Genomic DNA, 23,828 nt, shown 5'->3' on the forward strand with positions numbered 1-23,828 from the left:
GCAAATTTATTCTTAAGGCCCGGTGTTTCCGGGCATTTTTATTTTTACGGTTATGAAAAAACAAAATCTACGCAGTATGGCGGCCCAGGCCGTCGAGCAGGTTATCGAGCAGGGCCAGTCATTGAGTAACGCCCTGCCTCCCCTGCAGCAAAAAGTTTCTGATAAAGATAAAGCCCTGCTTCAGGAGCTCTGCTTTGGCGTCCTGCGCACACTCTCTCAGCTTGAGTGGCTGATTAATAAGCTCATGTCCCGCCCAATGACGGGCAAGCAGCGCACCGTACATTATTTGATTATGGTGGGTTTTTATCAGCTTCTTCATACCCGCATCCCACCTCACGCCGCGCTGGCAGAGACGGTGGAAGGTGCCGTTGCGATTAAACGTCCTCAGCTAAAAGGGCTGATCAACGGCGTATTGCGTCAGTTCCAGCGACAGCAGGATGAGCTTCTGGCTGAATTTGCCCAAAACGAAGCGCGCTTCCTGCATCCGGACTGGCTGTTGAAGCGCCTGAAAAAAGCTTATCCGCAGCAGTGGCAGGACATTGCCGATGCCAACAACCAGCGTCCGCCAATGTGGTTACGCGTGAATCGTAATCACCGCACCCGTGACGCATGGCTGGCATTACTCGAAGAAGCGGGAATGAGCGGTTTCACCCATGACGCATACCCTGATGCCGTGCGCTTAGCATCGCCTGCACCGGTACATGCATTACCCGGCTTTGAAGAGGGTTGGGTAACGGTACAGGATGCTTCTGCTCAGGGTTGCATGACCTGGCTTGAACCCCAAAACGGTGAGCAGATCCTCGATCTCTGCGCCGCACCAGGGGGCAAAACAACGCATATTCTTGAAGTGGCTCCGCAGGCCAGCGTGATGGCGGTGGACGTTGATGAGCAGCGTCTTTCACGCGTCTATGACAACCTCAAGCGCCTGGGCATGAAGGCGCAGGTTAAGCAAGGCGATGGACGCAAACCCGCAGAATGGTGTGGTGAAACACAATTCGATCGCATTTTGCTGGATGCCCCCTGCTCTGCAACCGGCGTGATTCGTCGTCATCCGGATATCAAGTGGCTGCGTCGCGATCGTGATATTAACGAACTTGCCCAGCTGCAATCCGACATCCTCGACGCCATCTGGCCGCATCTCAAGCCCGGCGGAACGCTGGTGTATGCGACCTGCTCGGTACTTCCTGAAGAAAACAGTCAGCAAATCGCGGCCTTCCTTAAACGTACCCCGGACGCGGCGCTGCGCGATACGGGAACGCCTGAACGCCCGGGTCAGCAGAATCTGCCGGGTGCAGAAGAGGGTGATGGCTTCTTTTACGCTAAGCTAATCAAAGAGTGATGTTGAGAACAGGTCACGAGATATGAAGATTATCATTCTGGGCGCAGGACAGGTTGGCGGAACGCTGGCGGAAAACCTGGTTGGCGAAAACAACGACATCACCATCGTGGATACCAACGGCGATCGCCTGCGTGTTTTGCAGGACAAATTTGACCTGCGCGTTGTGCAGGGCCATGGTTCGCACCCGCGCGTTCTTCGTGAGGCGGGCGCTGACGATGCCGATATGCTGGTTGCGGTGACCAGTTCTGACGAAACCAATATGGTGGCCTGTCAGGTGGCCTACTCGCTTTTCAACACGCCAAACCGAATCGCGCGCATCCGTTCTCCGGACTATGTCCGCGATACTGAGAAACTGTTTAACTCGGAAGCGGTCCCTATTGATCATCTCATCGCCCCAGAACAGCTGGTTATCGATAACATCTACCGTCTGATCGAATATCCGGGCGCCCTGCAGGTGGTGAACTTTGCCGAAGGTAAAGTGAGCCTGGCCGTCGTCAAGGCCTATTACGGGGGGCCATTGATCGGCAATGCGCTTTCCACCATGCGCGAGCACATGCCGCATATTGATACGCGCGTCGCAGCCATCTTCCGTCATGACAGGCCAATCCGCCCGCAGGGTTCCACGATTGTCGAAGCCGGTGATGAAGTCTTCTTTATTGCGGCTTCACAGCATATTCGTGCGGTGATGAGTGAACTTCAGCGTCTGGAAAAACCCTATAAACGCATTATGCTGGTCGGCGGCGGCAATATCGGTGCAGGTCTGGCACACCGGCTGGAAAAAGATTACAGCGTGAAGTTGATCGAGCGCGATCAGCAGCGTGCTGCTGAACTGGCGGAAAAACTGCAAAATACGATCGTATTTTATGGCGATGCGTCCGATCAGGAATTACTGGCTGAAGAGCATATTGATCAAGTTGATCTCTTTATTGCCGTCACCAACGACGATGAAGCGAATATAATGTCCGCCATGCTCGCCAAACGCATGGGGGCCAAAAAGGTCATGGTGCTTATCCAGCGTCGGGCATACGTTGATCTGGTGCAGGGCAGCGTCATTGATATTGCCATTTCACCTCAGCAGGCGACCATTTCCGCGCTCCTGAGCCATGTGCGTAAAGCGGATATTGTCGGGGTGTCATCGCTCCGCCGCGGTGTCGCGGAAGCCATTGAAGCCGTGGCGCACGGAGATGAAACCACGTCACGCGTCGTGGGCCGTTCGATAGACGAAATTAAGCTGCCACCGGGAACGATTATCGGTGCCGTTGTGCGCGGAAATGATGTCATGATTGCCAATGATAATTTACGTATTGAGCAAGGCGATCACGTTATTATGTTCCTTACCGATAAAAAGTTTATTACCGACGTCGAACGTTTATTCCAGCCCAGCCCATTCTTCCTTTAATGTGTCGGGTGCCTGAAAAAGTGCACCCGACCTTTATCCTTTTCATTTCTGTGCCTTTTATTTTTCATAACGTTTAATTATCCCGAATGGCAATTAGCTAATCATTTGTTAAACTTATAGTCGTCAGCTGGCACAAGGAGAACAAAATGAGTTTTATTAAAGAATTTCGCGAATTTGCGATGCGCGGAAACGTGGTGGATTTGGCAGTGGGTGTCATTATTGGTGCGGCATTCGGCAAGATTGTTTCATCATTAGTGGCCGACATTATCATGCCACCTTTAGGGTTGCTGATCGGGGGCATTGATTTCAAACAATTCGCTTTCACGCTGCGTGAAGCACAAGGTGATGTTCCGGCAGTCGTGATGCACTACGGCGTATTTATTCAGAACGTATTTGATTTCGTGATTGTGGCGTTTGCCATTTTTATGGCTATCAAGCTGATCAACAAGCTGAACCGTAAAAAAGAAGAGCCGGCAGCGGCGCCTGCACCTACAAAAGAAGAAGTGCTGCTGAGTGAGATTCGCGATCTGTTAAAAGAGCAGAACAACCGCGTTTAATCGAAAGCTTAAAGCAGGAAGGCCAGTGGTAAATAAGCGATTCGCTTGTTTGCCACTGGCCTCCCAGTTACCCCGTTTTGCATGCTTGTCTTTACGTAGATAACTCCCTTTCCCTTTTTTATTCTTCTCAACACGCTGTCTGAATAGCGGGTCGTGAAGTAGTGCCTCAATGGCATTGTCTTTTATCTGTCCTTTCGTGTGCTGATAGCGGCTCATAAATTCTCCTGAGCATGGTTTATGACGACGGGAGTCTAGATCCGGATGGACTAAAAATCAACAGTCCTCGGTTTCTCCACTGGCCCCCTGTTCAAGGGCTTCCAGTATGGAACAATAAATACTACTGTGGGCCGTACCGCAACAAGCATCATTCAGCCTTTGCAGAGAGCGCTGCATGGTTTGCAGTTCCTGGATGCGTGCTTCTACTTCATCCAGCCGGGCCTGCACAATGCTTTTAGACTCCTGGCAGGTATGATGTGCCGGATCGATGCGGATCGATAATAGCTCGCGGATCGAGTCTAATGTGAAACCGAGCTGGCGCGCATAACGAATAAACCGTAGGCGCTGCAGATCGTTATCGGTATAAAGTCGAAAGCCACCTTCAGTACGGACTTCATGGTCGATCATCTGCTGCTTTTCGTAATATCGGATGGTATCCGGCGTGACGTTAGCGAGCTTCGCAAGTTCACCGATACGGTACATAACTACTCCTCGTTAATTTTCCGCAACAAGCTTTCACCGTATTGACCGTGCAGAAAGTCAGTGTTCATTCCTGCCTGGCGCAGCTTAAGTTCAAGCAGGGCCAGACGGCGGCTCAGTTCAGAATGTCGTGGATCGTCCTGACGGATCCCTTTCAGCAGATCGGCCAGTTCAACAGCCTCTCTGCGCTGTTCAAGTTCCGGAGGGAGACAGCCTGCATTTTTCAGTAAACGGTAGCCCGCCCGTAGTTCAGGCGCAATGTGCGAGTCATCGTCAAGCACAAGGGGTTCGCCGCGTCCCGGAAGATCGTCGAATTCACCTTTTTTTTGGGCATCGCGAATATGGCGTTCTGCCCACTGGTCGAGCAACCACATTACCAGCTCCAGAGGATGAACAGAATTGATACAGGCATTGTAGAGAAGTGGGGATATCGCGGATATAAAAAAACCCGCCGGAGCGGGTTTTTTTACGTTACTGCAGATTACTCTGCAGCAGCTTCTGCTTTCTCTGAACGATCAACCAGCTCGATGTAAGCCATCGGCGCGTTGTCGCCTGCACGGAAACCACACTTCAGAATGCGAGTGTAACCACCGGCACGGCTCGCGAAACGCGGGCCCAGTTCGTTAAACAGTTTTGCCACGATCTCGTTATCACGAGTACGGGCGAATGCCAGACGACGATTAGCAACGCTGTCAGTCTTGGCAAGAGTAATCAGCGGCTCAACTACGCGACGCAGCTCTTTCGCTTTAGGCAGGGTCGTCTTGATGATCTCATGACGAACCAGTGAACCTGCCATGTTGCGGAACATAGCCTGGCGATGGCTGCTGTTGCGGTTCAGTTGACGACCACTCTTACGATGGCGCATGACCTTATCCTTCTCAGTAAAACCTTAACCTGTGATCCGGTTACTCGTCAGCAATGCTTGCCGGTGGCCAGTTTTCCAGGCGCATGCCCAGAGACAGACCACGTGAAGCCAGCACGTCTTTAATCTCAGTAAGAGATTTTTTACCCAGGTTCGGCGTTTTCAGCAACTCAACCTCGGTACGCTGTACCAGATCACCGATATAGTGGATAGCTTCTGCCTTGAGGCAGTTAGCAGAGCGGACAGTCAATTCGAGATCGTCAACAGGGCGCAGCAGGATCGGATCGAATTCTGGTTTCTCTTCTTTCACTTCCGGCTGACGTACATCACGTAAGTCAACGAAAGCTTCCAGTTGTTCTGCCAGGATGGTTGCCGCACGACGAATCGCCTCTTCAGGATCGATTGTGCCGTTGGTTTCCATTTCGATGACCAGCTTGTCCAGGTCGGTACGCTGTTCTACACGCGCTGCTTCAACATTGTAGGCAATACGCTCTACAGGGCTGTAGCATGCGTCGACCAGCAGACGGCCGATTGGGCGCTCATCTTCTTCCGAATGAATTCGGGCAGAAGCCGGCACATAACCACGACCGCGCTGAACTTTGATACGCATGCTAATTGCTGCGTTCTCATCGGTCAGGTGGCAGATCACGTGCTGCGGCTTGACGATTTCAACATCACCGTCGTGGGTGATGTCGGCTGCAGTCACAGGGCCAATGCCAGATTTATTCAGAGTAAGAATAACTTCATCTTTACCCTGAACTCTCACCGCCAGCCCTTTCAGGTTGAGCAGGATTTCAAGGATATCTTCCTGAACGCCTTCTTTGGTGCTGTACTCATGAAGTACACCATCAATCTCAACCTCGGTCACCGCGCAACCCGGCATCGATGAGAGCAGAATACGGCGCAGTGCGTTACCCAGAGTATGGCCAAAGCCACGCTCTAAAGGCTCAAGGGTCACCTTGGCGTGCGTCGAACTCACTTGCTCGATATCTACCAGGCGCGGTTTTAGAAACTCTGTCACAGAACCCTGCATTGTGTCCTCTCTTTGGTACTAAGCTTTACTTGGAGTAAAGCTCGACGATCAGGTGTTCGTTAATGTCCGCAGACAGATCAGAACGTTCTGGCTGACGCTTGAACGTACCTTCCATCTTGCCAGCATCAACTTCCAGCCAGGTTGGCTTTTCACGCTGCTCAGCCAGCTCCAGAGCGGCCTTCACGCGAGATTGCTTTTTCGCTTTCTCACGAATGCTAACAACGTCATTCGCTTTAACCTGATAAGAAGCGATGTTAACAACACGACCGTTTACCATGATTGCTTTGTGGCTAACCAGCTGACGTGATTCAGCACGAGTAGCGCCGAAGCCCATACGGTATACAACGTTGTCCAGACGACCTTCCAGCAGAGCCAGCAGGTTTTCACCTGTGTTGCCTTTCAGACGTGCTGCTTCTTTATAGTAGTTACGGAACTGACGCTCCAGCACACCGTACATACGGCGAACTTTTTGCTTTTCACGCAACTGCACACCATAGTCAGACAGACGCGGTTTACGCGCACCGTGCTGGCCAGGAGCTTGTTCAATTTTACACTTGGTATCGATCGCGCGAACGCCAGACTTAAGGAATAAGTCGGTGCCCTCACGACGGCTCAGCTTGAGCTTAGGACCCAAATATCTTGCCATTTTCTATCTCCAACTAACCTAAAAAACGGAGCGTTATACGCGACGTTTTTTCGGCGGACGACAACCGTTATGAGGGATCGGAGTCACATCAGTAATATTCGTGATGCGGAAACCAGCGGCGTTCAGAGCGCGAACAGTAGATTCACGACCCGGACCCGGACCTTTAACCATAACTTCCAGATTCTTGATGCCGTATTCTTTTACGGCTTCAGCGCAACGCTCTGCTGCAACCTGAGCTGCGAACGGAGTGGATTTGCGAGAACCACGGAAACCGGAACCACCGGCTGTTGCCCAACCCAATGCGTTACCCTGACGATCAGTAATAGTAACGATGGTGTTGTTGAAAGAAGCATGGATATGAGCCACGCCGTCAGAGACTTGTTTTCTTACACGTTTACGTGCACGAACTGGTGCCTTTGCCATTATTCAATCACCCCGATTATTTCTTGATCGGTTTGCGCGGACCCTTACGGGTACGTGCGTTGGTCTTAGTACGCTGACCGCGCACTGGCAGACCACGACGATGACGCAAACCGCGATAGCAACCAAGATCCATCAGGCGCTTGATGCTCATGCTGATTTCACGGCGCAGATCACCTTCAACGACAAATTTGGCAACTTCGTCACGCAGCGTGTCGATTTGTTCTTCAGACAGCTCACTGATCTTAACATCTTCAGCGATACCCGCTGCAGCCAGAATGGCTTTAGAACGGGTCTTGCCGACGCCGTAGATCGAAGTTAATGCGATCACAGCATGTTTCTGATCAGGAATGTTAATGCCTGCTATACGGGCCACTATGCACTCCTACTATTTAATATGTACGCACCATGCTGAAAAGCCCGTTTTCAGGATACTCAAATGGAAACGTACAGACATACAAAAGATTGGCTGGCTAATCTAGCCAGCTCAACCCAACTTTGCAAGAAAAATATGCGAAATAATCAGCCTTGGCGCTGTTTATGCTTCGGCTCGGCACTGCAAATCACACGGATGACACCATCACGCTTAACGATTTTGCAGTTACGGCATAATTTCTTGACGGAAGCACGAACTTTCATTTTTACTCTCCGTAACTTCTCAGGCGACCAATTAGCGGCCGTAGCCTTTCAGGTTCGCCTTCTTCAATGCAGACTCATACTGACTGGACATCATCAGAGTTTGCACTTGAGCCATAAAGTCCATAATCACGACAACAACGATAAGCAGTGAGGTCCCACCGAAGTAGAACGGTACTTTCATTGCATCACGCATGAACTCCGGGATCAGGCAGATAAAAGTAATATAGAGCGCACCAACCAAAGTCAGGCGGGTCATTACTTTATCGATATACTTCGCCGTTTGCTCTCCCGGACGAATTCCTGGTACAAATGCACCGGACTTCTTCAGGTTATCTGCTGTTTCACGCGGGTTGAAGACCAACGCCGTGTAGAAGAAACAGAAGAAGATGATCGCAGACGCATAGAGTAACACATAAAGTGGTTGCCCAGGCTGCAAATACAGCGAAATTGTTGTCAGCCAGTTCCAACCAGTACCGCCCCCGAACCATGACGCGATGGTCGCCGGGAACAGAATAATACTGGAAGCGAAGATAGCCGGGATAACCCCCGCCATGTTCACTTTCAGCGGTAAATGTGTGCTCTGTGCAGCATAGACACGACGACCTTGCTGACGTTTAGCGTAGTTCACCACAATGCGGCGTTGACCACGTTCAACGAAGACAACAAAGAACGTCACTGCAAATACTAATACTGCAACCAACAGCAACAGGAGGAAGTGCAGGTCGCCTTGACGCGCTTGCTCGATAGTGTGGGCGATGGCTGGCGGGAGGCCCGCAACAATACCGGCGAAGATAATGATTGAGATACCGTTACCGATACCACGCTCAGTAATCTGTTCGCCGAGCCACATCAGGAACATTGTCCCTGTGACCAGACTTACAACAGCGGTGAAGTAGAATGCAAAGCCCGGGTTTAACACCAGGCCCTGCATACCAGGCATATTCGGCAGACCGGTAGCAATACCGATCGACTGGAATATTGCCAGCACCAGAGTACCGTAACGGGTGTACTGACTAATCTTACGACGTCCAGACTCCCCTTCTTTCTTCAACTCTGCCAGGGCCGGATGAACGACCGTCAGCAGCTGGATAATAATAGATGCCGAAATGTACGGCATAATACCCAATGCGAAGATAGAAGCACGGCTGAGAGCACCACCAGAGAACATGTTGAACATTTCAATGATGGTGCCTCGCTGTTGCTCAAGCAGTTTGGCAAGTACAGCGGCATCGATACCAGGGATCGGAATAAAAGAGCCAATACGGAACACAATCAGCGCGCCGATAACAAACAGCAGTCTGCGTTTCAGCTCGCCAAATCCACCTTTGGCACTTTGAAAATCTAATCCCGGTTGCTTAGCCATCTGCTACTTATTCCTCAATTTTACCGCCAGCAGCTTCGATAGCAGCACGAGCACCTTTAGTAACACGCAGGCCACGAACAGTTACCGGAGTAGAAACTTCACCAGCCAGGATCACTTTCGCGAACTCGATCTGGATACCGATAATGTTTGCTGCTTTCAGCGTGTTCAGGTCTACAACGCCGCCTTCAACTTTCGCCAGGTCAGACAGACGGATTTCCGCTGTGATCGCTGCTTTGCGAGAGGTGAAGCCGAACTTCGGCAGACGACGGTACAGTGGCATCTGGCCACCCTCGAAACCGCGACGTACGCCACCGCCAGAACGAGAGTTCTGACCTTTGTGACCACGACCACCGGTTTTGCCGAGGCCAGAACCGATACCACGACCCAGGCGTTTACCCGCCTTTTTAGAGCCTTCGGCCGGAGACAGAGTATTTAAACGCATCTCTTACTCCTCAACTTTAACCATGAAGTAAACCGCGTTGACCATACCACGAACAGCAGGAGTATCCTCGCGCTCAACGGTATGACCAATACGACGCAGACCCAGGCCAAGCAGCGTTGCCTTGTGTTTCGGCAGACGACCGATTGCACTGCGGGTTTGAGTGATTTTAATAGTCTTTGCCATGGTCAATTACCCCAGAATTTCTTCAACGGATTTACCACGCTTGGCAGCGACCATTTCTGGAGAATTCATATTTTCCAGGCCATCAATAGTTGCACGAACCACGTTGATCGGGTTGGTGGAACCATATGCTTTAGCCAGAACGTTATGAACCCCAGCAACTTCCAGAACGGCGCGCATTGCACCACCGGCGATGATACCGGTACCTTCTGAAGCTGGCTGCATGAATACACGAGAACCCGTGTGAACACCTTTAACTGGGTGCTGCAGGGTGCCGTTGTTCAGCGCGACGTTAATCATGTTGCGACGGGCTTTTTCCATCGCTTTCTGGATCGCTGCTGGAACTTCACGCGCTTTACCGTAACCAAAACCAACGCGACCGTTACCATCGCCTACTACAGTCAGAGCTGTGAAGGAGAAAATACGACCACCTTTAACGGTTTTAGATACGCGGTTTACCGCGATCAGCTTTTCCTGCAGTTCGCCAGCCTGTTTTTCGATGTGAGCCATCTTACACCTCTACCTTAGAACTGAAGGCCAGCTTCACGGGCAGCATCTGCCAGTGCCTGGACACGACCATGATATTGGAACCCGGAACGGTCAAAGGAAACATTGCTGATGCCTTTTTCCAGAGCGCGTTCAGCAACAGCTTTACCTACAGCTGCAGCGGCGTCTTTGTTACCGGTGTACTTCAATTGTTCTGAGATAGCTTTTTCTACAGTAGAAGCAGCTACCAGAACTTCAGAACCGTTCGGTGCAATTACCTGTGCGTAAATATGACGCGGGGTACGATGTACCACCAGGCGAGTTGCACCCAGCTCTTTGAGCTTGCGGCGTGCGCGGGTCGCACGACGGATACGAGCAGATTTCTTATCCATAGTGTTACCTTACTTCTTCTTAGCCTCTTTGGTACGCACGACTTCGTCGGCGTAACGAACACCCTTGCCTTTGTAAGGCTCAGGACGACGGTAGGCGCGCAGATCTGCTGCAACCTGACCGATCAGCTGTTTATCAGCGCCTTTCAGCACGATTTCAGTTTGAGTCGGGCATTCTGCAGTGATACCGGCCGGCAGCGGATGCTCAACAGGGTGTGAGAAGCCCAGAGACAGGCCTACTGCATTCCCTTTGATAGCTGCACGATAACCTACACCAACCAGCTGAAGCTTTTTAGTGAAGCCTTCGGTAACACCAACAACCATTGAGTTCAGCAGGGCACGCGCGGTACCAGCCTGAGCCCATCCATCCACGAAACCATCACGTGGACCGAAGGTCAGAGCGTTATCTGCATGTTTAACTTCAACAGCTTTGTTGAGGGTACGAGTCAGCTCGCCGTTTTTACCTTTGATCGTAATAACCTGACCGTCGATTTTTACATCAACGCCGGCAGGAATAACGACCGGTGCTTTAGCAACACGAGACATTCTTTCCTCCGATTAGGCTACGTAGCAGATAATTTCGCCACCAAGACCAGCCTGGCGCGCTGCACGATCAGTCATAACACCTTTAGAGGTAGAAACAACTGCGATACCAAGACCAGCCATAACTTTTGGCAGCTCATCTTTTTTCTTATAGATGCGCAGGCCTGGGCGGCTGACACGCTGAATGCTTTCTACAACAGCTTTACCCTGGAAATACTTGAGAGTAAGTTCCAGTTCCGGCTTGGTGTCGCCTTCAACTTTAAAATCTTCGATAAAACCTTCTTCCTTCAGCACGTTGGCAATTGCCACTTTCAGCTTGGCGGAAGGCATGGTGACCGCAACTTTGTTCGCGGCCTGACCGTTACGGATACGGGTCAGCATATCCGCGATCGGATCTTGCATGCTCATCTGTCTTTACTCCCGTGATTCAATTGGTAATTACCAGCTAGCCTTTTTCAAGCCTGGCACTTCACCGCGCATAGCGGCTTCACGCAGTTTGATACGGCTCAACCCAAACTTGCCCACATAACCATGTGGACGACCTGTTTGACGACAGCGGTTACGCTGACGAGACGGGCTGGAATCACGCGGCAGAGACTGCAGCTTGAGAACCGCATTCCAACGATCTTCGTCGGAAGCGTTCACATCAGAAATGATCGCTTTCAGTTCAGCGCGTTTAGCGAAGAATTTATCAGCTAAAGCTACGCGCTTTACTTCGCGTGCTTTCATTGATTGCTTAGCCATTCAGTAACCCTACCTTACTTGCGGAACGGGAAGTCAAAGGCAGCCAGCAGAGCACGGCCTTCTTCGTCAGATTTCGCAGTAGTGGTAATGGTAATATCCAAACCACGCACGCGGTCGACTTTATCGTAGTCGATTTCTGGGAAGATGATCTGCTCACGGACACCCATGCTGTAGTTACCACGACCGTCGAAAGACTTAGCGGACAAGCCACGGAAGTCACGGATACGTGGAACAGCAATAGTGATCAGGCGCTCAAAGAACTCCCACATGCGTTCGCCACGCAGAGTTACTTTACAGCCGATCGGATAGCCCTGACGGATTTTGAAGCCTGCAACAGATTTGCGTGCTTTGGTGATCAGCGGTTTTTGACCGGAGATTGCTGTCAGGTCAGCTGCTGCGTTATCCAGCAGTTTCTTGTCAGCGATCGCTTCACCAACACCCATGTTCAGGGTGATCTTCTCGACCCGAGGGACTTGCATGACAGAATTGTAGTTAAACTCGGTCATGAGTTTCTTAACTACTTCGTCTTTGTAGTAATCATGCAGTTTCGCCATCGTACTACTCCAAATTACTTGATAGTTTCGCTGTTAGACTTGAAGAAACGGACTTTTTTGCCGTCTTCGAATCTAAAGCCTACACGGTCAGCCTTGCCGGTAGCCGCATTGAAGATTGCAACGTTAGAAACCTGAATAGCAGCTTCTTTTTCAACGATGCCACCTGGTTGGTTCAGGGCCGGAACCGGCTTCTGATGTTTCTTAACCAGGTTGATACCTTCAACGACAAGTTTGCCGGAAGACAGAACATTTTTTACTTTACCGCGTTTACCTTTATCTTTACCGGTTAACACGATAACTTCGTCATCACGACGGATTTTCGCTGCCATGATTCGCTCCTTAGAGTACTTCTGGTGCCAGAGAGATAATTTTCATGAACTTCTCAGTACGAAGTTCACGAGTTACCGGCCCAAAGATACGCGTGCCGATAGGCTGCTCGCTGTTATTGTTTAAAATAACGCATGCATTACCATCGAAGCGAATGACAGAACCGTCAGGGCGACGAACACCCTTCTTGGTGCGCACCACTACCGCCTTCAGCACATCACCTTTTTTGACCTTACCACGTGGAATTGCTTCCTTGATGGTGATCTTGATGATGTCGCCTACGCCTGCGTAGCGACGGTGCGAGCCACCCAGAACCTTGATACACATTACGCGACGTGCACCGGAGTTGTCGGCGACGTTCAGCATAGTCTGTTCTTGGATCATTTTAGTGCTCCGCTAATGTCAACTACTACCTGAGACTCTAAAATCAGAGCCGTTAAAAAGCCCCATATCGAGGGCGCGGCATTATAACACCGCTTCTGCAATATGGGTAGAAAAAATAAACGGCTCATCGCTGAGCCGTTTATTCGTATTGAGAAGGCGTACTGTATTACAGAACCGCTTTCTCTACAACGCGAACCAGCGTCCAGGACTTAGTCTTGGACAGTGGACGGCATTCACGGATTTCAACCTTGTCGCCGATACCACATTCGTTGTTCTCGTCATGTACGTGCAGTTTGGTCGTACGCTTGATGAATTTACCGTAGATCGGGTGTTTCACAATACGTTCGATAGCTACAACAATGGATTTCTCCATTTTGTCGCTAACAACACGACCTTGCAGAGTACGGATTTTATCGGTCATTACGCACCCGCCTTCTGAGTCAGTAAAGTCTTAACGCGTGCAACATTGCGACGCACTTGCTTCAGCAGGTGAGTCTGTTGCAGCTGGCCACTTGCAGCCTGCATACGCAGGTTGAACTGCTCACGCAGCAGGTTCAGCAGCTCAGCGTTCAGCTCTTCAACGCTTTTTTCACGCAGCTCTTTTGCTTTCATTACATCACCGTCTTAGTTACAAAGGTGGTTTTGATAGGCAGTTTCGCTGCTGCCAGGCCGAAGGCTTCACGGGCCAGCTCTTCCGGAACACCGTCCATTTCATAAAGGACTTTGCCCGGTTGGATCAAGGCAACCCAGTACTCCACGTTACCTTTACCTTTACCCATACGAACTTCCAGCGGCTTCTCGGTGATCGGTTTGTCCGGGAATACACGGATCCAGATCTTACCTTGACGCTTAACTGCACGGGTCATTGCACGACGTGCTGCTTCGATCTGACGTGCAGTCAGACGACCACGGCCAACAGCTTTCAGACCGAAAGTGCCGAAGCTAACATCCGTACCCTGCGCCAGACCACGGTTGCGGCCTTTGTGCACTTTACGGAATTTTGTACGCTTTGGTTGTAACATCAGCGACGCTCCTTATTTACGGCCTTTACGCTGCTGCTTTTTAGGTTGAGCAGCCGGTTTTTCCGGTTGTTCAACAGCAGCCATACCACCCAGGATCTCACCTTTGAAGATCCATACCTTAACGCCGATTACACCGTAAGTGGTGTGCGCTTCAGAGGTGTTGTAGTCGATGTCAGCACGCAGAGTGTGCAGCGGTACGCGACCTTCACGGTACCATTCGGTACGTGCGATTTCCGCGCCGCCCAGACGGCCGCTAACTTCAACTTTGATACCTTTAGCGCCCAGACGCATTGCGTTCTGTACAGCACGCTTCATAGCACGACGGAACATAACACGACGTTCCAGCTGAGAAGTGATGCTGTCAGCAACCAATTTAGCGTCCAGTTCAGGCTTACGAACTTCAGCGATATTGATCTGTGCAGGAACGCCAGCGATATCCGCTACGACCTTGCGCAGTTTTTCTACGTCTTCGCCTTTCTTACCGATAACGATGCCAGGACGAGCAGTGTGAATAGTCACACGGATGCTCTTCGCTGGACGCTCGATAACGATACGAGATACAGACGCTTTAGCCAGTTCCTTAGTCAGGTACTGACGTACTTTAAAATCGCTGTCCAGGTTGTCAGCGAATTCTTTGGTGTTCGCAAACCAGGTAGAGTTCCATGGTTTTACAATACCCAGGCGAATACCATTAGGATGTACTTTCTGACCCATTGCTAGTCTCCAGAGTCTCAGCGATCGGACACAACCACAGTAATGTGGCTGGTGCGCTTCAGGATGCGATCTGCACGACCTTTCGCACGCGGCATAATGCGCTTCATGCTTGGGCCTTCATCTACGAAAATTTTCGCGACTTTCAGATCGTCGATGTCAGCGCCATCGTTGTGTTCAGCGTTAGCAATGGCAGATTCCAGTACTTTCTTGACCAATACCGCAGCTTTCTTGTTGGTATAGGTCAGGATGTCCAGGGCCTGCGACACTTTCTTACCGCGAATCAGGTCAGCAACAAGGCGAACCTTCTGTGCAGAAGAACGAGCATGGCGATGTTGAGCTAAAGTTTCCATCTCTTCCTCCTACCTTATTTCTTCTTCGCTTTTTTATCAGCAGCGTGGCCGCGATAAGTACGAGTCGGTGCGAATTCACCCAGTTTGTGACCAACCATTTCGTCGGTAACAAAGACTGGAACGTGCTGACGACCATTATGGACAGCGATGGTCAAACCGATCATGTTAGGAAAGATCGTTGAACGACGGGACCAAGTGCGCAGGGGCTTCTTGTCTCCGCTTTCCACCGCTTTCTCTACCTTCTTCAGCAAGTGCAGGTCAATAAAAGGACCTTTCTTGAGAGAACGTGGCATGGCTTATCCTCTAAAATTATTTGCTACGGCGACGTACGATAAATTTATCAGTACGCTTGTTGCTGCGGGTCTTCTTACCTTTGGTCTGAACGCCCCACGGAGATACCGGGTGCTTACCAAAGTTACGACCTTCACCACCACCATGTGGGTGGTCGACTGGGTTCATCGCAGTACCGCGAACGGTAGGACGAACACCACGCCAGCGTGCAGCACCTGCTTTACCCAGAACGCGCAGCATATGCTCAGCATTGCCAACTTCGCCCAGAGTAGCGCGGCAGTCTGCTTCGACTTTACGCATTTCACCAGAACGCAGACGCAGGGTGACATAAGCACCATCACGCGCAACGATCTGAACGTAAGTACCCGCGGAACGCGCCAGCTGACCGCCTTTACCTGGTTTCATTTCTACGTTATGAACGGTAGAACCAACCGGGATATTGCGCATCGGCAGGGTGTTGCCTGCTTTGATTGCAGCATCAACGCCAGACTGAATCTGGTCGCCAGCTTTCAGGCCTTTAGGGGCCAGAATGTAACGGCGTTCGCCATCTTTGTACAGAACCAGCGCGATGTTCGCGGAACGGTTCGGATCGTACTCAAGACGTTCAACAACTGCTGGGATACCGTCTTTGTTGCGTTTGAAGTCAACAATACGATAAGCCTGCTTGTGGCCACCACCGATGTGACGAGTGGTGATACGGCCATTGTTGTTACGACCACCGGATTTGCTGTTTTTTTCCAGCAACGGAGCAAAAGGTTTGCCCTTGTGCAGCTCAGGGTTAACCACTTTAACTACGTGGCGACGACCCGGAGATGTCGGTTTACATTTAACAACTGCCATTGTATTACTCCTCCGACTTACTCAGCGCCGCCAACGAAGTCCAGATTCTGGCCTTCTTTCAGGGTGACGTAAGCTTTTTTCCAGTCGCTACGACGACCGATACGCTGTCCGTGACGTTTAACTTTCCCTTTAACTACCAGGGTGTTAACGACTTCGACTTCGACTTCAAACAGTTTCTGCACAGCAGCTTTGATCTCTGCTTTGGTCGCGTCTTTAGCAACTTTGAGAACGATGGTGTTTGTTTTTTCCATCGCAGTAGACGCTTTTTCAGAAACGTGCGGTGCGCGAAGCACCTTCAGCAGACGTTCTTCACGAATCATGCCAGCATCTCCTCAACTTGCTTAACAGCATCAGCAGTCATTACGACTTTGTCGAAGGCGATCAGGCTAACCGGGTCGATACCAGTCGCATCGCGTACGTCAACCTTGTGCAGGTTACGTGCGGCCAGGAACAGGTTCTCGTCCAGCTCACCGGTGATGATCAGCACATCTTCCAGAGCCATGTCTTTCAGTTTCTGTGCCAGCAGCTTAGTTTTAGGCGCTTCAACAGAGAACTTCTCGACAACGATCAGACGATCCTGACGTACCAGTTCGGACAGGATGCTTTTCAGCGCGCCGCGGTACATCTTTTTGTTAACTTTTTGACTGTGGTCCTGTGGACGTGCAGCGAAGGTCACGCCACCTGAACGCCAGATCGGGCTCTTGATAGAACCTGAACGCGCACGGCCGGTACCTTTCTGGCGCCATGGCTTTTTGCCAGAACCAGTTACTTCAGCACGAGTCTTCTGAGCACGAGTACCCTGACGAGCACCAGCTGCATAAGCAACAACAACCTGGTGAACCAGCGCTTCGTTGAAATCACGACCGAAGGTAGTTTCGGAAACAGTCAGCGCGCTCTGCGCGTCTTTCAATACTAATTCCATTGCTATCCCCTTACGCCTTCACAGCTGGTTTAACGATCAGGTCGCTACCGGTTGCACCCGGGACCGCACCTTTAACCAGCAGCAGGTTGCGCTCAGCGTCAACACGTACTACGTCCAGGCTCTGAACGGTTACACGTTCGTTGCCCAGCTGACCTGCCATTTTCTTGCCTTTGAACACTTTGCCCGGAGTCTGGTTCTGACCGATAGAACCCGGAACGCGGTGAGACAAGGAGTTACCGTGGGTAGCGTCCTGGGTACGGAAGTTCCAGCGCTTAACGGTACCAGCAAAACCTTTACCTTTAGAGGTACCGGTTACGTCAACTTTTTTAACGTCAGCAAACAGCTCAACGCTAATGTCCTGACCTACGGTGAACTCTTCGCCTTCAGCAAGACGGAATTCCCACAGACCACGGCCAGCTTCTACGCCAGCTTTAGCGAAGTGACCCGCTTCTGGTTTGGTTACACGGTTAGCTTTTTTAGCACCAGTGGTAACCTGAATAGCGCGGTAGCCATCGTTAGCCAGATCTTTAACCTGAGTAACGCGGTTTGCTTCAACTTCGATTACGGTTACTGGGATAGAAACGCCATCTTCAGTGAAGATGCGGGTCATACCCACTTTTTTACCGACTAAACCAATCATTGTTTCAACCTCTCAATCGCTCGATGACCTGATTAACCCAGGCTGATCTGCACGTCTACACCGGCAGCCAGATCCAGACGCATCAGAGCATCAACGGTTTTCTCAGTTGGCTCAACGATGTCAACCAGACGCTTGTGAGTGCGGATTTCGTACTGATCGCGCGCGTCTTTGTTAACGTGCGGAGAGATCAGAACGGTGAAGCGCTCTTTGCGGGTCGGCAGCGGGATCGGACCACGGACTTGCGCACCAGTGCGCTTAGCAGTCTCGACGATTTCCGCGGTTGATTGATCGATCAGACGATGATCAAACGCTTTAAGGCGGATACGGATTCTTTGGTTCTGCATGAGACCAGAGCTCCAATTATTTTATAAACGAAAATGATTACTCCTCAAACCCATTACGATTGATGGGAGAGTGTAACCGTTCTTACGTAGCTCCCCAATTGGGAGCATTGTTGAGTAACAAAATGAGCTACTCTGGTTCTGATTGAACCCGCCGTCAATTACGACAAGCCCGCGCATTATACGTAAATCTGGGCAAGACGCAAGTGCCGTTTAGAAATTAAGCGCCAATGTCGCTGGTGCGTAAGAGCGCGCAACGTTATATGCAATGTATTCTGCGGCGATGCTTTGTTTCGAGCCGCTACGCATCTCCGTTTTTTGTGCATTGCCGGACAGGCCGATTATAACGACTATGCGCTCAAACCCGTTTGAGGCCTTTTACATGCTAACCACCCTCCCCTTTCTGCTGATCTATCTTTCACTGACTGCCTTACTGGTACATGCCGATATTCGCTACGGTCTGCTTCCCGATAAATTTCTCTGCCCGCTGCTATGGGCGGGGCTGCTCTTCCAGCTCTGTATCCGACCTGATTTTCTGCCGAGCGCGGTGGCGGGTGCGATGGCTGGATATATTGGCTTTGCCGTTATTTACTGGGGCTACTGGTTTATCTGCCGGCGTGAAGGTATGGGATATGGCGATGTGAAATACCTGGCGGCGCTTGGTGCATGGCATGGCTGGTGCGTACTGCCAACGCTGGCGTTACTCGCGGCGCTGATGGCGCTTCTCTGCATTCTTGTCTTTTCGTTCATTCGCCCTGATAAGAAGGCAATAAAAAACCCGCTGCCTTTTGGGCCATTTCTGGCAGCAGCGGGTTTATGCGTAGGCTGGAAGACGTTGCTTATTCTTCCACTTTAATCTGTGACTGAAGATAGTTTTGCAGGCCAATTTTAGCAATGAGATCCAGCTCTGTTTCCAGCCAGTCAATATGCCCTTCTTCATCGGCCAGGATCTGGATCATCATATCGCGGCTGACGTAGTCATGTACGCTGTCAGCATAGGCAATGGCTTCACGGAGATCTTTAGCGCCTTCAAGTTCCAGCCTGAGGTCGGAACGCAGCATCTCTTCGACATCTTCTCCGATACCCAGCTTGCCGAGATCCTGCAGGTTTGGAATGCCTTCAAGGAATAAAATACGCTCGATATATTTATCAGCGTGTTTCATCTCATCTATAGATTCATGGTACTCAACGTCGTTTAAACGTTTGAGTCCCCAGTTTTTGAACATTCTCGCGTGAAGAAAATACTGGTTGATTGCGACAAGCTCATTTCCCAATAATTTATTGAGATAACTTATGATTTTAACATCACCTTTCATTATATAGTCCCTCCGCTTCCACTCATTGAAGCGTAGATCGGGCTACAGGGATGTCAAAAAAAAGATGGGCGCTTACGCGATCTCTTTGTATTCCGGGATCTGCATCAGTTCGTCCTGCATGATCTCTCGCACAGCACGTACACATTTACCGCATTGATTTCCCACCGGAACAAATTTGCGAAGCTGCTGGAATGACTGGGGCTGAAACTGGCGAACGGCCTGACGTATTTTTTTGTCGCTTACACCATTACATAAACAAACGTACATAGAAACTCCCGTTCAAATTATGCGCAAAGTGTAAGTGAGAATGGTTATGATTACAATAGCACAAACGCCAGAATGCGGGGCGGGAGCAGGCAAAAAATGCGAAATTTTGTGACAACGCCTGAGCGGCAGAAAACAAAAAAGGACGCCGAAGCGTCCTTTTTTTATTCGGGGATAATTAATTAGCCCAGAACTTTAGCAACAACGCCCGCGCCAACGGTACGGCCGCCTTCACGGATTGCGAAACGCAGACCGTCGTCCATCGCGATTGGGTGGATCAGAGTCACAACCATCTTGATGTTGTCGCCTGGCATTACCATCTCAACGCCTTCTGGCAGTTCGATGGTACCGGTCACGTCAGTAGTACGGAAGTAGAACTGTGGACGGTAGCCTTTGAAGAACGGAGTATGACGGCCGCCTTCGTCTTTGGACAGGATGTACACTTCAGATTCGAACTTGGTGTGTGGCTTGATTGAGCCTGGCTTAGCCAGAACCTGACCACGTTCGATTTCTTCACGTTTGATACCACGCAGCAGAACACCAACGTTCTCACCAGCACGGCCTTCGTCCAGCAGTTTGCGGAACATTTCAACGCCAGTACAGGTAGACTTCGCAGTCTCTTTGATACCAACGATTTCAACTTCTTCACCAACTTTGATGATACCGCGCTCTACACGACCGGTAACAACGGTACCACGACCGGAGATGGAGAATACGTCTTCGATTGGCAGCAGGAATGGCTTGTCAATCGCACGCTCTGGTTCTGGGATGTAAGAATCCAGGAAGCCAGCCAGTTCGATGATTTTCGCTTCCCACTCAGCTTCGCCTTCCAGCGCTTTCAGAGCAGAACCACGAACGATTGGGGTATCGTCGCCTGGGAAATCGTACTGAGACAGCAGTTCACGAACTTCCATCTCTACCAGTTCCAGCAGCTCTTCGTCATCAACCATGTCGCATTTGTTCAGGAACACGATGATGAAAGGAACGCCTACCTGACGACCCAGCAGGATGTGCTCACGAGTCTGAGGCATTGGGCCGTCAGTCGCAGCAACAACCAGGATCGCGCCGTCCATCTGCGCAGCACCGGTGATCATGTTTTTAACATAGTCGGCGTGGCCTGGGCAGTCTACGTGTGCGTAGTGGCGAGTCGGGGTGTCATATTCAACGTGGGAAGTGTTGATGGTGATACCACGAGCTTTTTCTTCTGGTGCGTTATCGATCTGGTCGAATGCACGAGCAGAACCACCGTAGGTTTTAGCCAGAACGGTAGTGATTGCAGCAGTCAGGGTAGTTTTACCATGGTCAACGTGGCCGATAGTACCAACGTTGACGTGCGGTTTTGTACGTTCAAATTTTTCTTTAGACACGGCTATATTCCTTACTATAGTGCTCTCCCCTGTGGAGAGAGCACGGGACTTAGGTTTTAATCCTGTGGATTACTTACCACGGGCTTCAATAACGGCCTGAGCAACGTTGTTAGGCGCATCATCATACTTCAGGAATTCCATGGTGTATGATGCACGACCTTTGGTCAGAGAACGCAGCTGAGTTGCATATCCGAACATTTCAGACAGCGGAACTTCAGCGTGGATCTTAACGCCAGTTACTTCGGATTCCTGACCACGCAGCATACCGCGACGACGGCTCAAGTCACCGATAACGTCACCGGTGTTCTCTTCAGGAGTTTCTACTTCAACCTTCATGATTGGCTCAAGCAGAACTGGTTTTGCTTTCTTAAAGCCTTCTTTAAAGGCAATAGACGCAGCCAGTTTAAACGCCAGTTCAGAGGAGTCAACGTCGTGGTAAGAACCGAAGTGCAGACGAACACCCATGTCAACAACCGGATAGCCAGCCAGAGGGCCCGCTTTCAGCTGTTCCTGGATGCCTTTATCAACGGCTGGGATGTATTCGCCAGGAATTACACCACCTTTGATGTCGTTGATGAACTCGTAACCTTTCGGGTTAGAGCCCGGCTCCAGTGGGTACATGTCGATCACAACGTGACCGTACTGACCGCGACCACCAGACTGCTTAGCGTGTTTACCTTCAATGTCGGTAACTTTCGCGCGAATCGCTTCGCGGTAAGCAACCTGAGGTTTACCCACGTTCGCTTCAACGTTGAATTCACGCTTCATACGGTCAACGATGATGTCCAGGTGCAGTTCACCCATACCAGCGATGATGGTCTGGTTAGATTCTTCATCAGTCCATACGCGGAATGATGGGTCTTCTTTCGCCAGACGGCCCAGAGCCAGACCCATTTTTTCCTGGTCAGCTTTGGTTTTTGGTTCAACTGCGATGGAGATTACCGGCTCTGGGAATTCCATACGCTCCAGAATGATCGGGTGATCCGGGTCACACAGGGTGTCACCAGTGGTCACGTCTTTCAGACCGATAGCTGCAGCGATGTCGCCCGCACGAACTTCTTTGATCTCTTCACGTTTGTTAGCGTGCATCTGTACGATACGGCCAAAACGCTCACGCGCCGCTTTCACGGAGTTCAGGATGGTGTCACCGGAGTTAACCACACCAGAGTAAACGCGGAAGAAGGTCAGGTTACCCACGAATGGGTCGGTAGCAATTTTGAACGCCAGTGCAGAGAATGGCTCTTCGTCGCTTGCGTGACGCTCAGCCGGGGTATCTTTACCGTCGTCCAGGATGCCGTTGATCGCAGGAACGTCAACTGGGGATGGCAGGTAGTCAACTACCGCATCCAGCATCGCCTGAACACCTTTGTTCTTGAACGCAGAACCACAGGTTACCAGGATGATTTCGTTGTTCAGAACGCGCTGACGCAGAGCTTTTTTGATCTCTTCTTCAGTCAGTTCTTCACCACCCAGGTATTTCTCCATCAGCTCTTCAGAAGCTTCAGCAGCGGATTCGATCAGGTTCTGGTGCCATTCGTCAGCCAGGTCCTGCATTGCAGCTGGGATATCTTCGTATTCGAAGGTAACGCCCTGGTCTGCATCGTTCCAGTTGATGGCTTTCATTTTCACCAGGTCGATAACGCCGGTGAAGCCTTCTTCAGCACCAATTGCCAGCTGCAGCGGAACAGGGTTCGCGCCCAGACGGGTTTTGATCTGACCAACAACTTTCAGGAAGTTAGCACCCATACGGTCCATTTTGTTAACGAACGCGATGCGTGGAACTTTATATTTGTTCGCCTGACGCCATACGGTTTCAGACTGTGGCTGAACACCACCAACTGCGCAATAAACCATTACCGCGCCGTCAAGAACACGCATGGAACGTTCTACTTCGATGGTGAAGTCAACGTGCCCTGGGGTGTCGATGATGTTTACGCGATGCGGTTCGTACTGCTTAGCCATACCTGACCAGAATGCAGTAGTCGCTGCGGAGGTGATAGTGATACCACGCTCCTGCTCCTGTTCCATCCAGTCCATGGTGGCTGCGCCGTCATGAACTTCACCGATTTTGTGGTTTACACCGGTGTAGAACAGAATACGTTCGGTAGTAGTGGTTTTACCGGCGTCGATGTGCGCACTGATACCGATGTTACGGTAGCGTGCGATGGGTGTTGTACGAGCCATTTGATTCCTCGTTTATATCTTTAGGCGTTCAGTTAAGTTACCCAGAGCGGGCGGCTTCTCTGAAGCGCCCGCCTGGTGACTAAGACTCCGAAGGGATTACCAACGGTAGTGTGCGAACGCCTTGTTGGCTTCTGCCATACGGTGAACGTCTTCACGTTTCTTAACTGCAGTACCTTTGTTGTCTGCAGCATCAGAAAGTTCGTTCGCCAGACGCAGAGCCATGGATTTATCACCGCGTTTACGAGCAGCTTCAACGATCCAACGCATTGCCAGGGCATTACGACGAACCGGACGAACTTCAACTGGAACCTGATAAGTAGAACCACCAACGCGGCGGGACTTAACTTCTACAGTTGGGCGAACGTTGTCGAGAGCGACTTCGAAAGCTTCCAGTTCATTTTTACCAGAACGCTGAGCCAGGGTCTCAAGCGCGCTGTATACGATTGCTTCTGCAGTAGATTTTTTACCATCTACCATCAGGATATTGACAAATTTTGCCAGCAGTTCTGATCCGAATTTCGGATCTGGAAGAATTTTACGCTGACCAATGACGCGACGACGTGGCATGGGAATA

40 protein-coding genes are annotated in these 23,828 nt (G+C 50.8%); 4 read left to right on the forward strand and 36 right to left on the reverse strand.

Translation table 11 applies throughout. From position 1 onward, the window contains the following. Positions 1 to 52 precede the first annotated feature (52 nt). The 3 genes from rsmB to mscL all read left to right on the forward strand — a co-directional run bounded on the left by rsmB (position 53) and on the right by mscL (position 3,295). Positions 53 to 1,339 carry a 16S rRNA (cytosine(967)-C(5))-methyltransferase RsmB gene (gene rsmB / locus ACMGGU_RS19300; protein WP_420300852.1) on the forward strand — a complete coding sequence of 429 codons (1,287 nt, stop codon included), beginning with the start codon at positions 53 to 55 and terminating at the stop codon, positions 1,337 to 1,339. A gap of 22 nt (positions 1,340 to 1,361) precedes the next feature. After that, positions 1,362 to 2,738: a Trk system potassium transporter TrkA gene (trkA, locus tag ACMGGU_RS19305; RefSeq protein ID WP_048030954.1), complete on the forward strand. Its 1,377-nt coding sequence runs from the start codon at positions 1,362 to 1,364 to the stop codon at positions 2,736 to 2,738. A gap of 146 nt (positions 2,739 to 2,884) precedes the next feature. Then, positions 2,885 to 3,295 carry a large-conductance mechanosensitive channel protein MscL gene (mscL, locus tag ACMGGU_RS19310; protein ID WP_025759210.1) on the forward strand — a complete coding sequence of 137 codons (411 nt, stop codon included), beginning with the start codon at positions 2,885 to 2,887 and terminating at the stop codon, positions 3,293 to 3,295. On the opposite strand, the gene ACMGGU_RS19315 is transcribed toward mscL, so the two are convergent. The 31 genes from ACMGGU_RS19315 to rpsJ all read right to left on the reverse strand — a co-directional run bounded on the left by ACMGGU_RS19315 (position 3,269) and on the right by rpsJ (position 18,126). Beyond that, on the reverse strand, positions 3,269 to 3,511 hold the full coding sequence (locus tag ACMGGU_RS19315; protein WP_045909530.1) for an alternative ribosome-rescue factor A: 243 nt from the start codon (positions 3,509 to 3,511) through the stop codon (positions 3,269 to 3,271). The two genes, mscL and ACMGGU_RS19315, sit on opposite strands and share 27 nt — an antisense overlap. A 57-nt stretch (positions 3,512 to 3,568) precedes the next feature. After that, positions 3,569 to 3,994, reverse strand: coding sequence for a Zn(2+)-responsive transcriptional regulator (gene zntR / locus ACMGGU_RS19320; protein ID WP_021242972.1), 426 nt, complete (start codon positions 3,992 to 3,994; stop codon positions 3,569 to 3,571). A 2-nt stretch (positions 3,995 to 3,996) separates the two neighbouring features. Next, the gene (locus ACMGGU_RS19325; protein WP_420300853.1) at positions 3,997 to 4,365 is read right to left on the reverse strand and encodes a DUF1992 domain-containing protein; all 369 of its coding nucleotides are present in this window, start codon (positions 4,363 to 4,365) and stop codon (positions 3,997 to 3,999) included. A 107-nt stretch (positions 4,366 to 4,472) separates the two neighbouring features. Next, entirely contained in the window at positions 4,473 to 4,856 is a 384-nt protein-coding gene (gene rplQ / locus ACMGGU_RS19330) for a 50S ribosomal protein L17 (protein WP_001216368.1), read from the reverse strand. Between the two features lie 40 nt (positions 4,857 to 4,896). Then, entirely contained in the window at positions 4,897 to 5,886 is a 990-nt protein-coding gene (locus ACMGGU_RS19335; protein ID WP_002919219.1) for a DNA-directed RNA polymerase subunit alpha, read from the reverse strand. A gap of 25 nt (positions 5,887 to 5,911) precedes the next feature. After that, complete coding sequence (gene rpsD / locus ACMGGU_RS19340) at positions 5,912 to 6,532, reverse strand: 30S ribosomal protein S4 (protein ID WP_004868345.1); 621 nt, start codon at positions 6,530 to 6,532, stop codon at positions 5,912 to 5,914. A gap of 33 nt (positions 6,533 to 6,565) precedes the next feature. Next, positions 6,566 to 6,955: a 30S ribosomal protein S11 gene (gene rpsK / locus ACMGGU_RS19345; RefSeq protein WP_003863312.1), complete on the reverse strand. Its 390-nt coding sequence runs from the start codon at positions 6,953 to 6,955 to the stop codon at positions 6,566 to 6,568. A gap of 16 nt (positions 6,956 to 6,971) precedes the next feature. Then, complete coding sequence (rpsM, locus tag ACMGGU_RS19350) at positions 6,972 to 7,328, reverse strand: 30S ribosomal protein S13 (RefSeq protein ID WP_003863308.1); 357 nt, start codon at positions 7,326 to 7,328, stop codon at positions 6,972 to 6,974. Between the two features lie 146 nt (positions 7,329 to 7,474). Then, on the reverse strand, positions 7,475 to 7,591 hold the full coding sequence (gene rpmJ / locus ACMGGU_RS19355; protein ID WP_000868187.1) for a 50S ribosomal protein L36: 117 nt from the start codon (positions 7,589 to 7,591) through the stop codon (positions 7,475 to 7,477). A gap of 31 nt (positions 7,592 to 7,622) precedes the next feature. Continuing rightward, on the reverse strand, positions 7,623 to 8,954 hold the full coding sequence (gene secY / locus ACMGGU_RS19360; protein ID WP_003863305.1) for a preprotein translocase subunit SecY: 1,332 nt from the start codon (positions 8,952 to 8,954) through the stop codon (positions 7,623 to 7,625). A 7-nt stretch (positions 8,955 to 8,961) separates the two neighbouring features. Continuing rightward, positions 8,962 to 9,396, reverse strand: a complete 435-nt coding sequence (gene rplO, locus ACMGGU_RS19365; protein ID WP_003863304.1) for a 50S ribosomal protein L15 — start codon at positions 9,394 to 9,396, stop codon at positions 8,962 to 8,964. A 3-nt stretch (positions 9,397 to 9,399) separates the two neighbouring features. Then, entirely contained in the window at positions 9,400 to 9,579 is a 180-nt protein-coding gene (gene rpmD, locus ACMGGU_RS19370; protein WP_003863301.1) for a 50S ribosomal protein L30, read from the reverse strand. 6 nt (positions 9,580 to 9,585) lie between these two features. Then, the gene (gene rpsE, locus ACMGGU_RS19375; protein ID WP_003863299.1) at positions 9,586 to 10,086 is read right to left on the reverse strand and encodes a 30S ribosomal protein S5; all 501 of its coding nucleotides are present in this window, start codon (positions 10,084 to 10,086) and stop codon (positions 9,586 to 9,588) included. 14 nt (positions 10,087 to 10,100) lie between these two features. Next, positions 10,101 to 10,454 (reverse strand): 50S ribosomal protein L18, encoded by a 354-nt coding sequence (gene rplR, locus ACMGGU_RS19380; protein WP_003863297.1) that lies wholly within the window; start codon positions 10,452 to 10,454, stop codon positions 10,101 to 10,103. Between the two features lie 9 nt (positions 10,455 to 10,463). Next, a complete protein-coding gene (rplF, locus tag ACMGGU_RS19385; RefSeq protein WP_003863296.1) occupies positions 10,464 to 10,997 on the reverse strand; it encodes a 50S ribosomal protein L6 in 534 nt (177 codons plus the stop codon). 12 nt (positions 10,998 to 11,009) lie between these two features. Next, a complete protein-coding gene (gene rpsH, locus ACMGGU_RS19390) occupies positions 11,010 to 11,402 on the reverse strand; it encodes a 30S ribosomal protein S8 (protein WP_006178918.1) in 393 nt (130 codons plus the stop codon). A gap of 30 nt (positions 11,403 to 11,432) precedes the next feature. Continuing rightward, on the reverse strand, positions 11,433 to 11,738 hold the full coding sequence (gene rpsN, locus ACMGGU_RS19395) for a 30S ribosomal protein S14 (protein WP_003863291.1): 306 nt from the start codon (positions 11,736 to 11,738) through the stop codon (positions 11,433 to 11,435). A gap of 14 nt (positions 11,739 to 11,752) precedes the next feature. Beyond that, entirely contained in the window at positions 11,753 to 12,292 is a 540-nt protein-coding gene (gene rplE, locus ACMGGU_RS19400) for a 50S ribosomal protein L5 (RefSeq protein ID WP_001096202.1), read from the reverse strand. A 14-nt stretch (positions 12,293 to 12,306) separates the two neighbouring features. Continuing rightward, positions 12,307 to 12,621, reverse strand: coding sequence for a 50S ribosomal protein L24 (gene rplX, locus ACMGGU_RS19405; protein WP_003863287.1), 315 nt, complete (start codon positions 12,619 to 12,621; stop codon positions 12,307 to 12,309). Positions 12,622 to 12,631: 10 nt separating this feature from the next. Then, positions 12,632 to 13,003, reverse strand: a complete 372-nt coding sequence (gene rplN, locus ACMGGU_RS19410) for a 50S ribosomal protein L14 (RefSeq protein ID WP_002919748.1) — start codon at positions 13,001 to 13,003, stop codon at positions 12,632 to 12,634. 166 nt (positions 13,004 to 13,169) lie between these two features. Beyond that, a complete protein-coding gene (rpsQ, locus tag ACMGGU_RS19415) occupies positions 13,170 to 13,424 on the reverse strand; it encodes a 30S ribosomal protein S17 (RefSeq protein WP_008503489.1) in 255 nt (84 codons plus the stop codon). After that, positions 13,424 to 13,615, reverse strand: coding sequence for a 50S ribosomal protein L29 (gene rpmC / locus ACMGGU_RS19420; RefSeq protein ID WP_003863282.1), 192 nt, complete (start codon positions 13,613 to 13,615; stop codon positions 13,424 to 13,426). Before rpmC ends, rpsQ begins: the two co-directional genes overlap by 1 nt. After that, positions 13,615 to 14,025 carry a 50S ribosomal protein L16 gene (gene rplP, locus ACMGGU_RS19425; protein WP_002919759.1) on the reverse strand — a complete coding sequence of 137 codons (411 nt, stop codon included), beginning with the start codon at positions 14,023 to 14,025 and terminating at the stop codon, positions 13,615 to 13,617. The genes rpmC and rplP overlap by 1 nt, the downstream gene beginning before the upstream one ends. Before the next feature lie 12 nt (positions 14,026 to 14,037). After that, complete coding sequence (gene rpsC, locus ACMGGU_RS19430) at positions 14,038 to 14,739, reverse strand: 30S ribosomal protein S3 (protein ID WP_000529945.1); 702 nt, start codon at positions 14,737 to 14,739, stop codon at positions 14,038 to 14,040. A gap of 17 nt (positions 14,740 to 14,756) precedes the next feature. After that, entirely contained in the window at positions 14,757 to 15,089 is a 333-nt protein-coding gene (gene rplV, locus ACMGGU_RS19435; protein ID WP_002919773.1) for a 50S ribosomal protein L22, read from the reverse strand. Positions 15,090 to 15,103: 14 nt separating this feature from the next. Then, positions 15,104 to 15,382 (reverse strand): 30S ribosomal protein S19, encoded by a 279-nt coding sequence (gene rpsS / locus ACMGGU_RS19440; protein ID WP_001138117.1) that lies wholly within the window; start codon positions 15,380 to 15,382, stop codon positions 15,104 to 15,106. A 16-nt stretch (positions 15,383 to 15,398) separates the two neighbouring features. After that, complete coding sequence (gene rplB / locus ACMGGU_RS19445; protein ID WP_008457150.1) at positions 15,399 to 16,220, reverse strand: 50S ribosomal protein L2; 822 nt, start codon at positions 16,218 to 16,220, stop codon at positions 15,399 to 15,401. Between the two features lie 17 nt (positions 16,221 to 16,237). Then, positions 16,238 to 16,540 carry a 50S ribosomal protein L23 gene (gene rplW, locus ACMGGU_RS19450; RefSeq protein WP_000617546.1) on the reverse strand — a complete coding sequence of 101 codons (303 nt, stop codon included), beginning with the start codon at positions 16,538 to 16,540 and terminating at the stop codon, positions 16,238 to 16,240. Beyond that, entirely contained in the window at positions 16,537 to 17,142 is a 606-nt protein-coding gene (rplD, locus tag ACMGGU_RS19455; protein WP_000424395.1) for a 50S ribosomal protein L4, read from the reverse strand. The genes rplW and rplD overlap by 4 nt, the downstream gene beginning before the upstream one ends. A gap of 10 nt (positions 17,143 to 17,152) precedes the next feature. After that, the gene (gene rplC / locus ACMGGU_RS19460; protein WP_003863274.1) at positions 17,153 to 17,782 is read right to left on the reverse strand and encodes a 50S ribosomal protein L3; all 630 of its coding nucleotides are present in this window, start codon (positions 17,780 to 17,782) and stop codon (positions 17,153 to 17,155) included. Between the two features lie 32 nt (positions 17,783 to 17,814). Then, entirely contained in the window at positions 17,815 to 18,126 is a 312-nt protein-coding gene (gene rpsJ, locus ACMGGU_RS19465; RefSeq protein ID WP_001181005.1) for a 30S ribosomal protein S10, read from the reverse strand. Between the two features lie 379 nt (positions 18,127 to 18,505). Between rpsJ and ACMGGU_RS19470 the strand changes: the two genes are divergently transcribed. Next, on the forward strand, positions 18,506 to 18,979 hold the full coding sequence (locus tag ACMGGU_RS19470) for a prepilin peptidase (RefSeq protein ID WP_420300854.1): 474 nt from the start codon (positions 18,506 to 18,508) through the stop codon (positions 18,977 to 18,979). Here ACMGGU_RS19470 and bfr read toward each other — a convergent pair. The 5 genes from bfr to rpsG form a co-directional block, all read right to left on the reverse strand. Then, entirely contained in the window at positions 18,963 to 19,439 is a 477-nt protein-coding gene (gene bfr / locus ACMGGU_RS19475) for a bacterioferritin (RefSeq protein ID WP_008503492.1), read from the reverse strand. The two genes, ACMGGU_RS19470 and bfr, sit on opposite strands and share 17 nt — an antisense overlap. 72 nt (positions 19,440 to 19,511) lie before the next feature. Continuing rightward, on the reverse strand, positions 19,512 to 19,706 hold the full coding sequence (gene bfd / locus ACMGGU_RS19480) for a bacterioferritin-associated ferredoxin (RefSeq protein ID WP_196353013.1): 195 nt from the start codon (positions 19,704 to 19,706) through the stop codon (positions 19,512 to 19,514). A gap of 179 nt (positions 19,707 to 19,885) precedes the next feature. Further along, the gene (tuf, locus tag ACMGGU_RS19485; RefSeq protein WP_014068448.1) at positions 19,886 to 21,070 is read right to left on the reverse strand and encodes an elongation factor Tu; all 1,185 of its coding nucleotides are present in this window, start codon (positions 21,068 to 21,070) and stop codon (positions 19,886 to 19,888) included. Positions 21,071 to 21,139: 69 nt separating this feature from the next. After that, positions 21,140 to 23,254 (reverse strand): elongation factor G, encoded by a 2,115-nt coding sequence (gene fusA / locus ACMGGU_RS19490; RefSeq protein ID WP_008503004.1) that lies wholly within the window; start codon positions 23,252 to 23,254, stop codon positions 21,140 to 21,142. A gap of 96 nt (positions 23,255 to 23,350) precedes the next feature. Then, a complete protein-coding gene (gene rpsG / locus ACMGGU_RS19495) occupies positions 23,351 to 23,821 on the reverse strand; it encodes a 30S ribosomal protein S7 (protein ID WP_004106370.1) in 471 nt (156 codons plus the stop codon). Between the last annotated feature and the right edge of the window lie 7 nt (positions 23,822 to 23,828).

Origin of the sequence: Enterobacter sp. BNK-8 (genome assembly GCF_048685095.1) — a bacterium.
In the GTDB taxonomy this organism is placed as follows: Bacteria; Pseudomonadota; Gammaproteobacteria; order Enterobacterales; family Enterobacteriaceae; genus Enterobacter; species Enterobacter quasiroggenkampii.

What these genes read in the sequence shown, in the direction of transcription:
- ACMGGU_RS19335 (WP_002919219.1), bottom strand. Translation starts at nt 5,886, where the DNA reads ATGCAGGGTTCTGTGACAGAGTTTCTAAAACCGCGCCTGGTAGATATC.
- rplN (WP_002919748.1), bottom strand. Translation starts at nt 13,003, where the DNA reads ATGATCCAAGAACAGACTATGCTGAACGTCGCCGACAACTCCGGTGCA.
- rpsC (WP_000529945.1), bottom strand. Translation starts at nt 14,739, where the DNA reads ATGGGTCAGAAAGTACATCCTAATGGTATTCGCCTGGGTATTGTAAAA.
- zntR (WP_021242972.1), bottom strand. Translation starts at nt 3,994, where the DNA reads ATGTACCGTATCGGTGAACTTGCGAAGCTCGCTAACGTCACGCCGGAT.
- rpmD (WP_003863301.1), bottom strand. Translation starts at nt 9,579, where the DNA reads ATGGCAAAGACTATTAAAATCACTCAAACCCGCAGTGCAATCGGTCGT.
- rpsS (WP_001138117.1), bottom strand. Translation starts at nt 15,382, where the DNA reads ATGCCACGTTCTCTCAAGAAAGGTCCTTTTATTGACCTGCACTTGCTG.
- rpmC (WP_003863282.1), bottom strand. Translation starts at nt 13,615, where the DNA reads ATGAAAGCAAAAGAGCTGCGTGAAAAAAGCGTTGAAGAGCTGAACGCT.
- rplB (WP_008457150.1), bottom strand. Translation starts at nt 16,220, where the DNA reads ATGGCAGTTGTTAAATGTAAACCGACATCTCCGGGTCGTCGCCACGTA.
- rplF (WP_003863296.1), bottom strand. Translation starts at nt 10,997, where the DNA reads ATGTCTCGTGTTGCTAAAGCACCGGTCGTTATTCCTGCCGGCGTTGAT.
- rplV (WP_002919773.1), bottom strand. Translation starts at nt 15,089, where the DNA reads ATGGAAACTTTAGCTCAACATCGCCATGCTCGTTCTTCTGCACAGAAG.
- rplE (WP_001096202.1), bottom strand. Translation starts at nt 12,292, where the DNA reads ATGGCGAAACTGCATGATTACTACAAAGACGAAGTAGTTAAGAAACTC.
- rpsJ (WP_001181005.1), bottom strand. Translation starts at nt 18,126, where the DNA reads ATGCAGAACCAAAGAATCCGTATCCGCCTTAAAGCGTTTGATCATCGT.
- ACMGGU_RS19315 (WP_045909530.1), bottom strand. Translation starts at nt 3,511, where the DNA reads ATGAGCCGCTATCAGCACACGAAAGGACAGATAAAAGACAATGCCATT.
- ACMGGU_RS19470 (WP_420300854.1), top strand. Translation starts at nt 18,506, where the DNA reads ATGCTAACCACCCTCCCCTTTCTGCTGATCTATCTTTCACTGACTGCC.
- bfd (WP_196353013.1), bottom strand. Translation starts at nt 19,706, where the DNA reads ATGTACGTTTGTTTATGTAATGGTGTAAGCGACAAAAAAATACGTCAG.
- rplP (WP_002919759.1), bottom strand. Translation starts at nt 14,025, where the DNA reads ATGTTACAACCAAAGCGTACAAAATTCCGTAAAGTGCACAAAGGCCGC.
- mscL (WP_025759210.1), top strand. Translation starts at nt 2,885, where the DNA reads ATGAGTTTTATTAAAGAATTTCGCGAATTTGCGATGCGCGGAAACGTG.
- fusA (WP_008503004.1), bottom strand. Translation starts at nt 23,254, where the DNA reads ATGGCTCGTACAACACCCATCGCACGCTACCGTAACATCGGTATCAGT.
- rplR (WP_003863297.1), bottom strand. Translation starts at nt 10,454, where the DNA reads ATGGATAAGAAATCTGCTCGTATCCGTCGTGCGACCCGCGCACGCCGC.
- rpsK (WP_003863312.1), bottom strand. Translation starts at nt 6,955, where the DNA reads ATGGCAAAGGCACCAGTTCGTGCACGTAAACGTGTAAGAAAACAAGTC.
- rplW (WP_000617546.1), bottom strand. Translation starts at nt 16,540, where the DNA reads ATGATTCGTGAAGAACGTCTGCTGAAGGTGCTTCGCGCACCGCACGTT.
- secY (WP_003863305.1), bottom strand. Translation starts at nt 8,954, where the DNA reads ATGGCTAAGCAACCGGGATTAGATTTTCAAAGTGCCAAAGGTGGATTT.
- rpsG (WP_004106370.1), bottom strand. Translation starts at nt 23,821, where the DNA reads ATGCCACGTCGTCGCGTCATTGGTCAGCGTAAAATTCTTCCAGATCCG.
- trkA (WP_048030954.1), top strand. Translation starts at nt 1,362, where the DNA reads ATGAAGATTATCATTCTGGGCGCAGGACAGGTTGGCGGAACGCTGGCG.
- rplX (WP_003863287.1), bottom strand. Translation starts at nt 12,621, where the DNA reads ATGGCAGCGAAAATCCGTCGTGATGACGAAGTTATCGTGTTAACCGGT.
- ACMGGU_RS19325 (WP_420300853.1), bottom strand. Translation starts at nt 4,365, where the DNA reads ATGTGGTTGCTCGACCAGTGGGCAGAACGCCATATTCGCGATGCCCAA.
- rpmJ (WP_000868187.1), bottom strand. Translation starts at nt 7,591, where the DNA reads ATGAAAGTTCGTGCTTCCGTCAAGAAATTATGCCGTAACTGCAAAATC.
- rpsN (WP_003863291.1), bottom strand. Translation starts at nt 11,738, where the DNA reads ATGGCTAAGCAATCAATGAAAGCACGCGAAGTAAAGCGCGTAGCTTTA.
- rplQ (WP_001216368.1), bottom strand. Translation starts at nt 4,856, where the DNA reads ATGCGCCATCGTAAGAGTGGTCGTCAACTGAACCGCAACAGCAGCCAT.
- rpsH (WP_006178918.1), bottom strand. Translation starts at nt 11,402, where the DNA reads ATGAGCATGCAAGATCCGATCGCGGATATGCTGACCCGTATCCGTAAC.
- rpsQ (WP_008503489.1), bottom strand. Translation starts at nt 13,424, where the DNA reads ATGACCGATAAAATCCGTACTCTGCAAGGTCGTGTTGTTAGCGACAAA.
- rpsD (WP_004868345.1), bottom strand. Translation starts at nt 6,532, where the DNA reads ATGGCAAGATATTTGGGTCCTAAGCTCAAGCTGAGCCGTCGTGAGGGC.
- bfr (WP_008503492.1), bottom strand. Translation starts at nt 19,439, where the DNA reads ATGAAAGGTGATGTTAAAATCATAAGTTATCTCAATAAATTATTGGGA.
- rsmB (WP_420300852.1), top strand. Translation starts at nt 53, where the DNA reads ATGAAAAAACAAAATCTACGCAGTATGGCGGCCCAGGCCGTCGAGCAG.
- rplD (WP_000424395.1), bottom strand. Translation starts at nt 17,142, where the DNA reads ATGGAATTAGTATTGAAAGACGCGCAGAGCGCGCTGACTGTTTCCGAA.
- rplC (WP_003863274.1), bottom strand. Translation starts at nt 17,782, where the DNA reads ATGATTGGTTTAGTCGGTAAAAAAGTGGGTATGACCCGCATCTTCACT.
- rplO (WP_003863304.1), bottom strand. Translation starts at nt 9,396, where the DNA reads ATGCGTTTAAATACTCTGTCTCCGGCCGAAGGCTCTAAAAAGGCGGGT.
- rpsE (WP_003863299.1), bottom strand. Translation starts at nt 10,086, where the DNA reads ATGGCTCACATCGAAAAACAGGCTGGCGAACTGCAGGAAAAGCTGATC.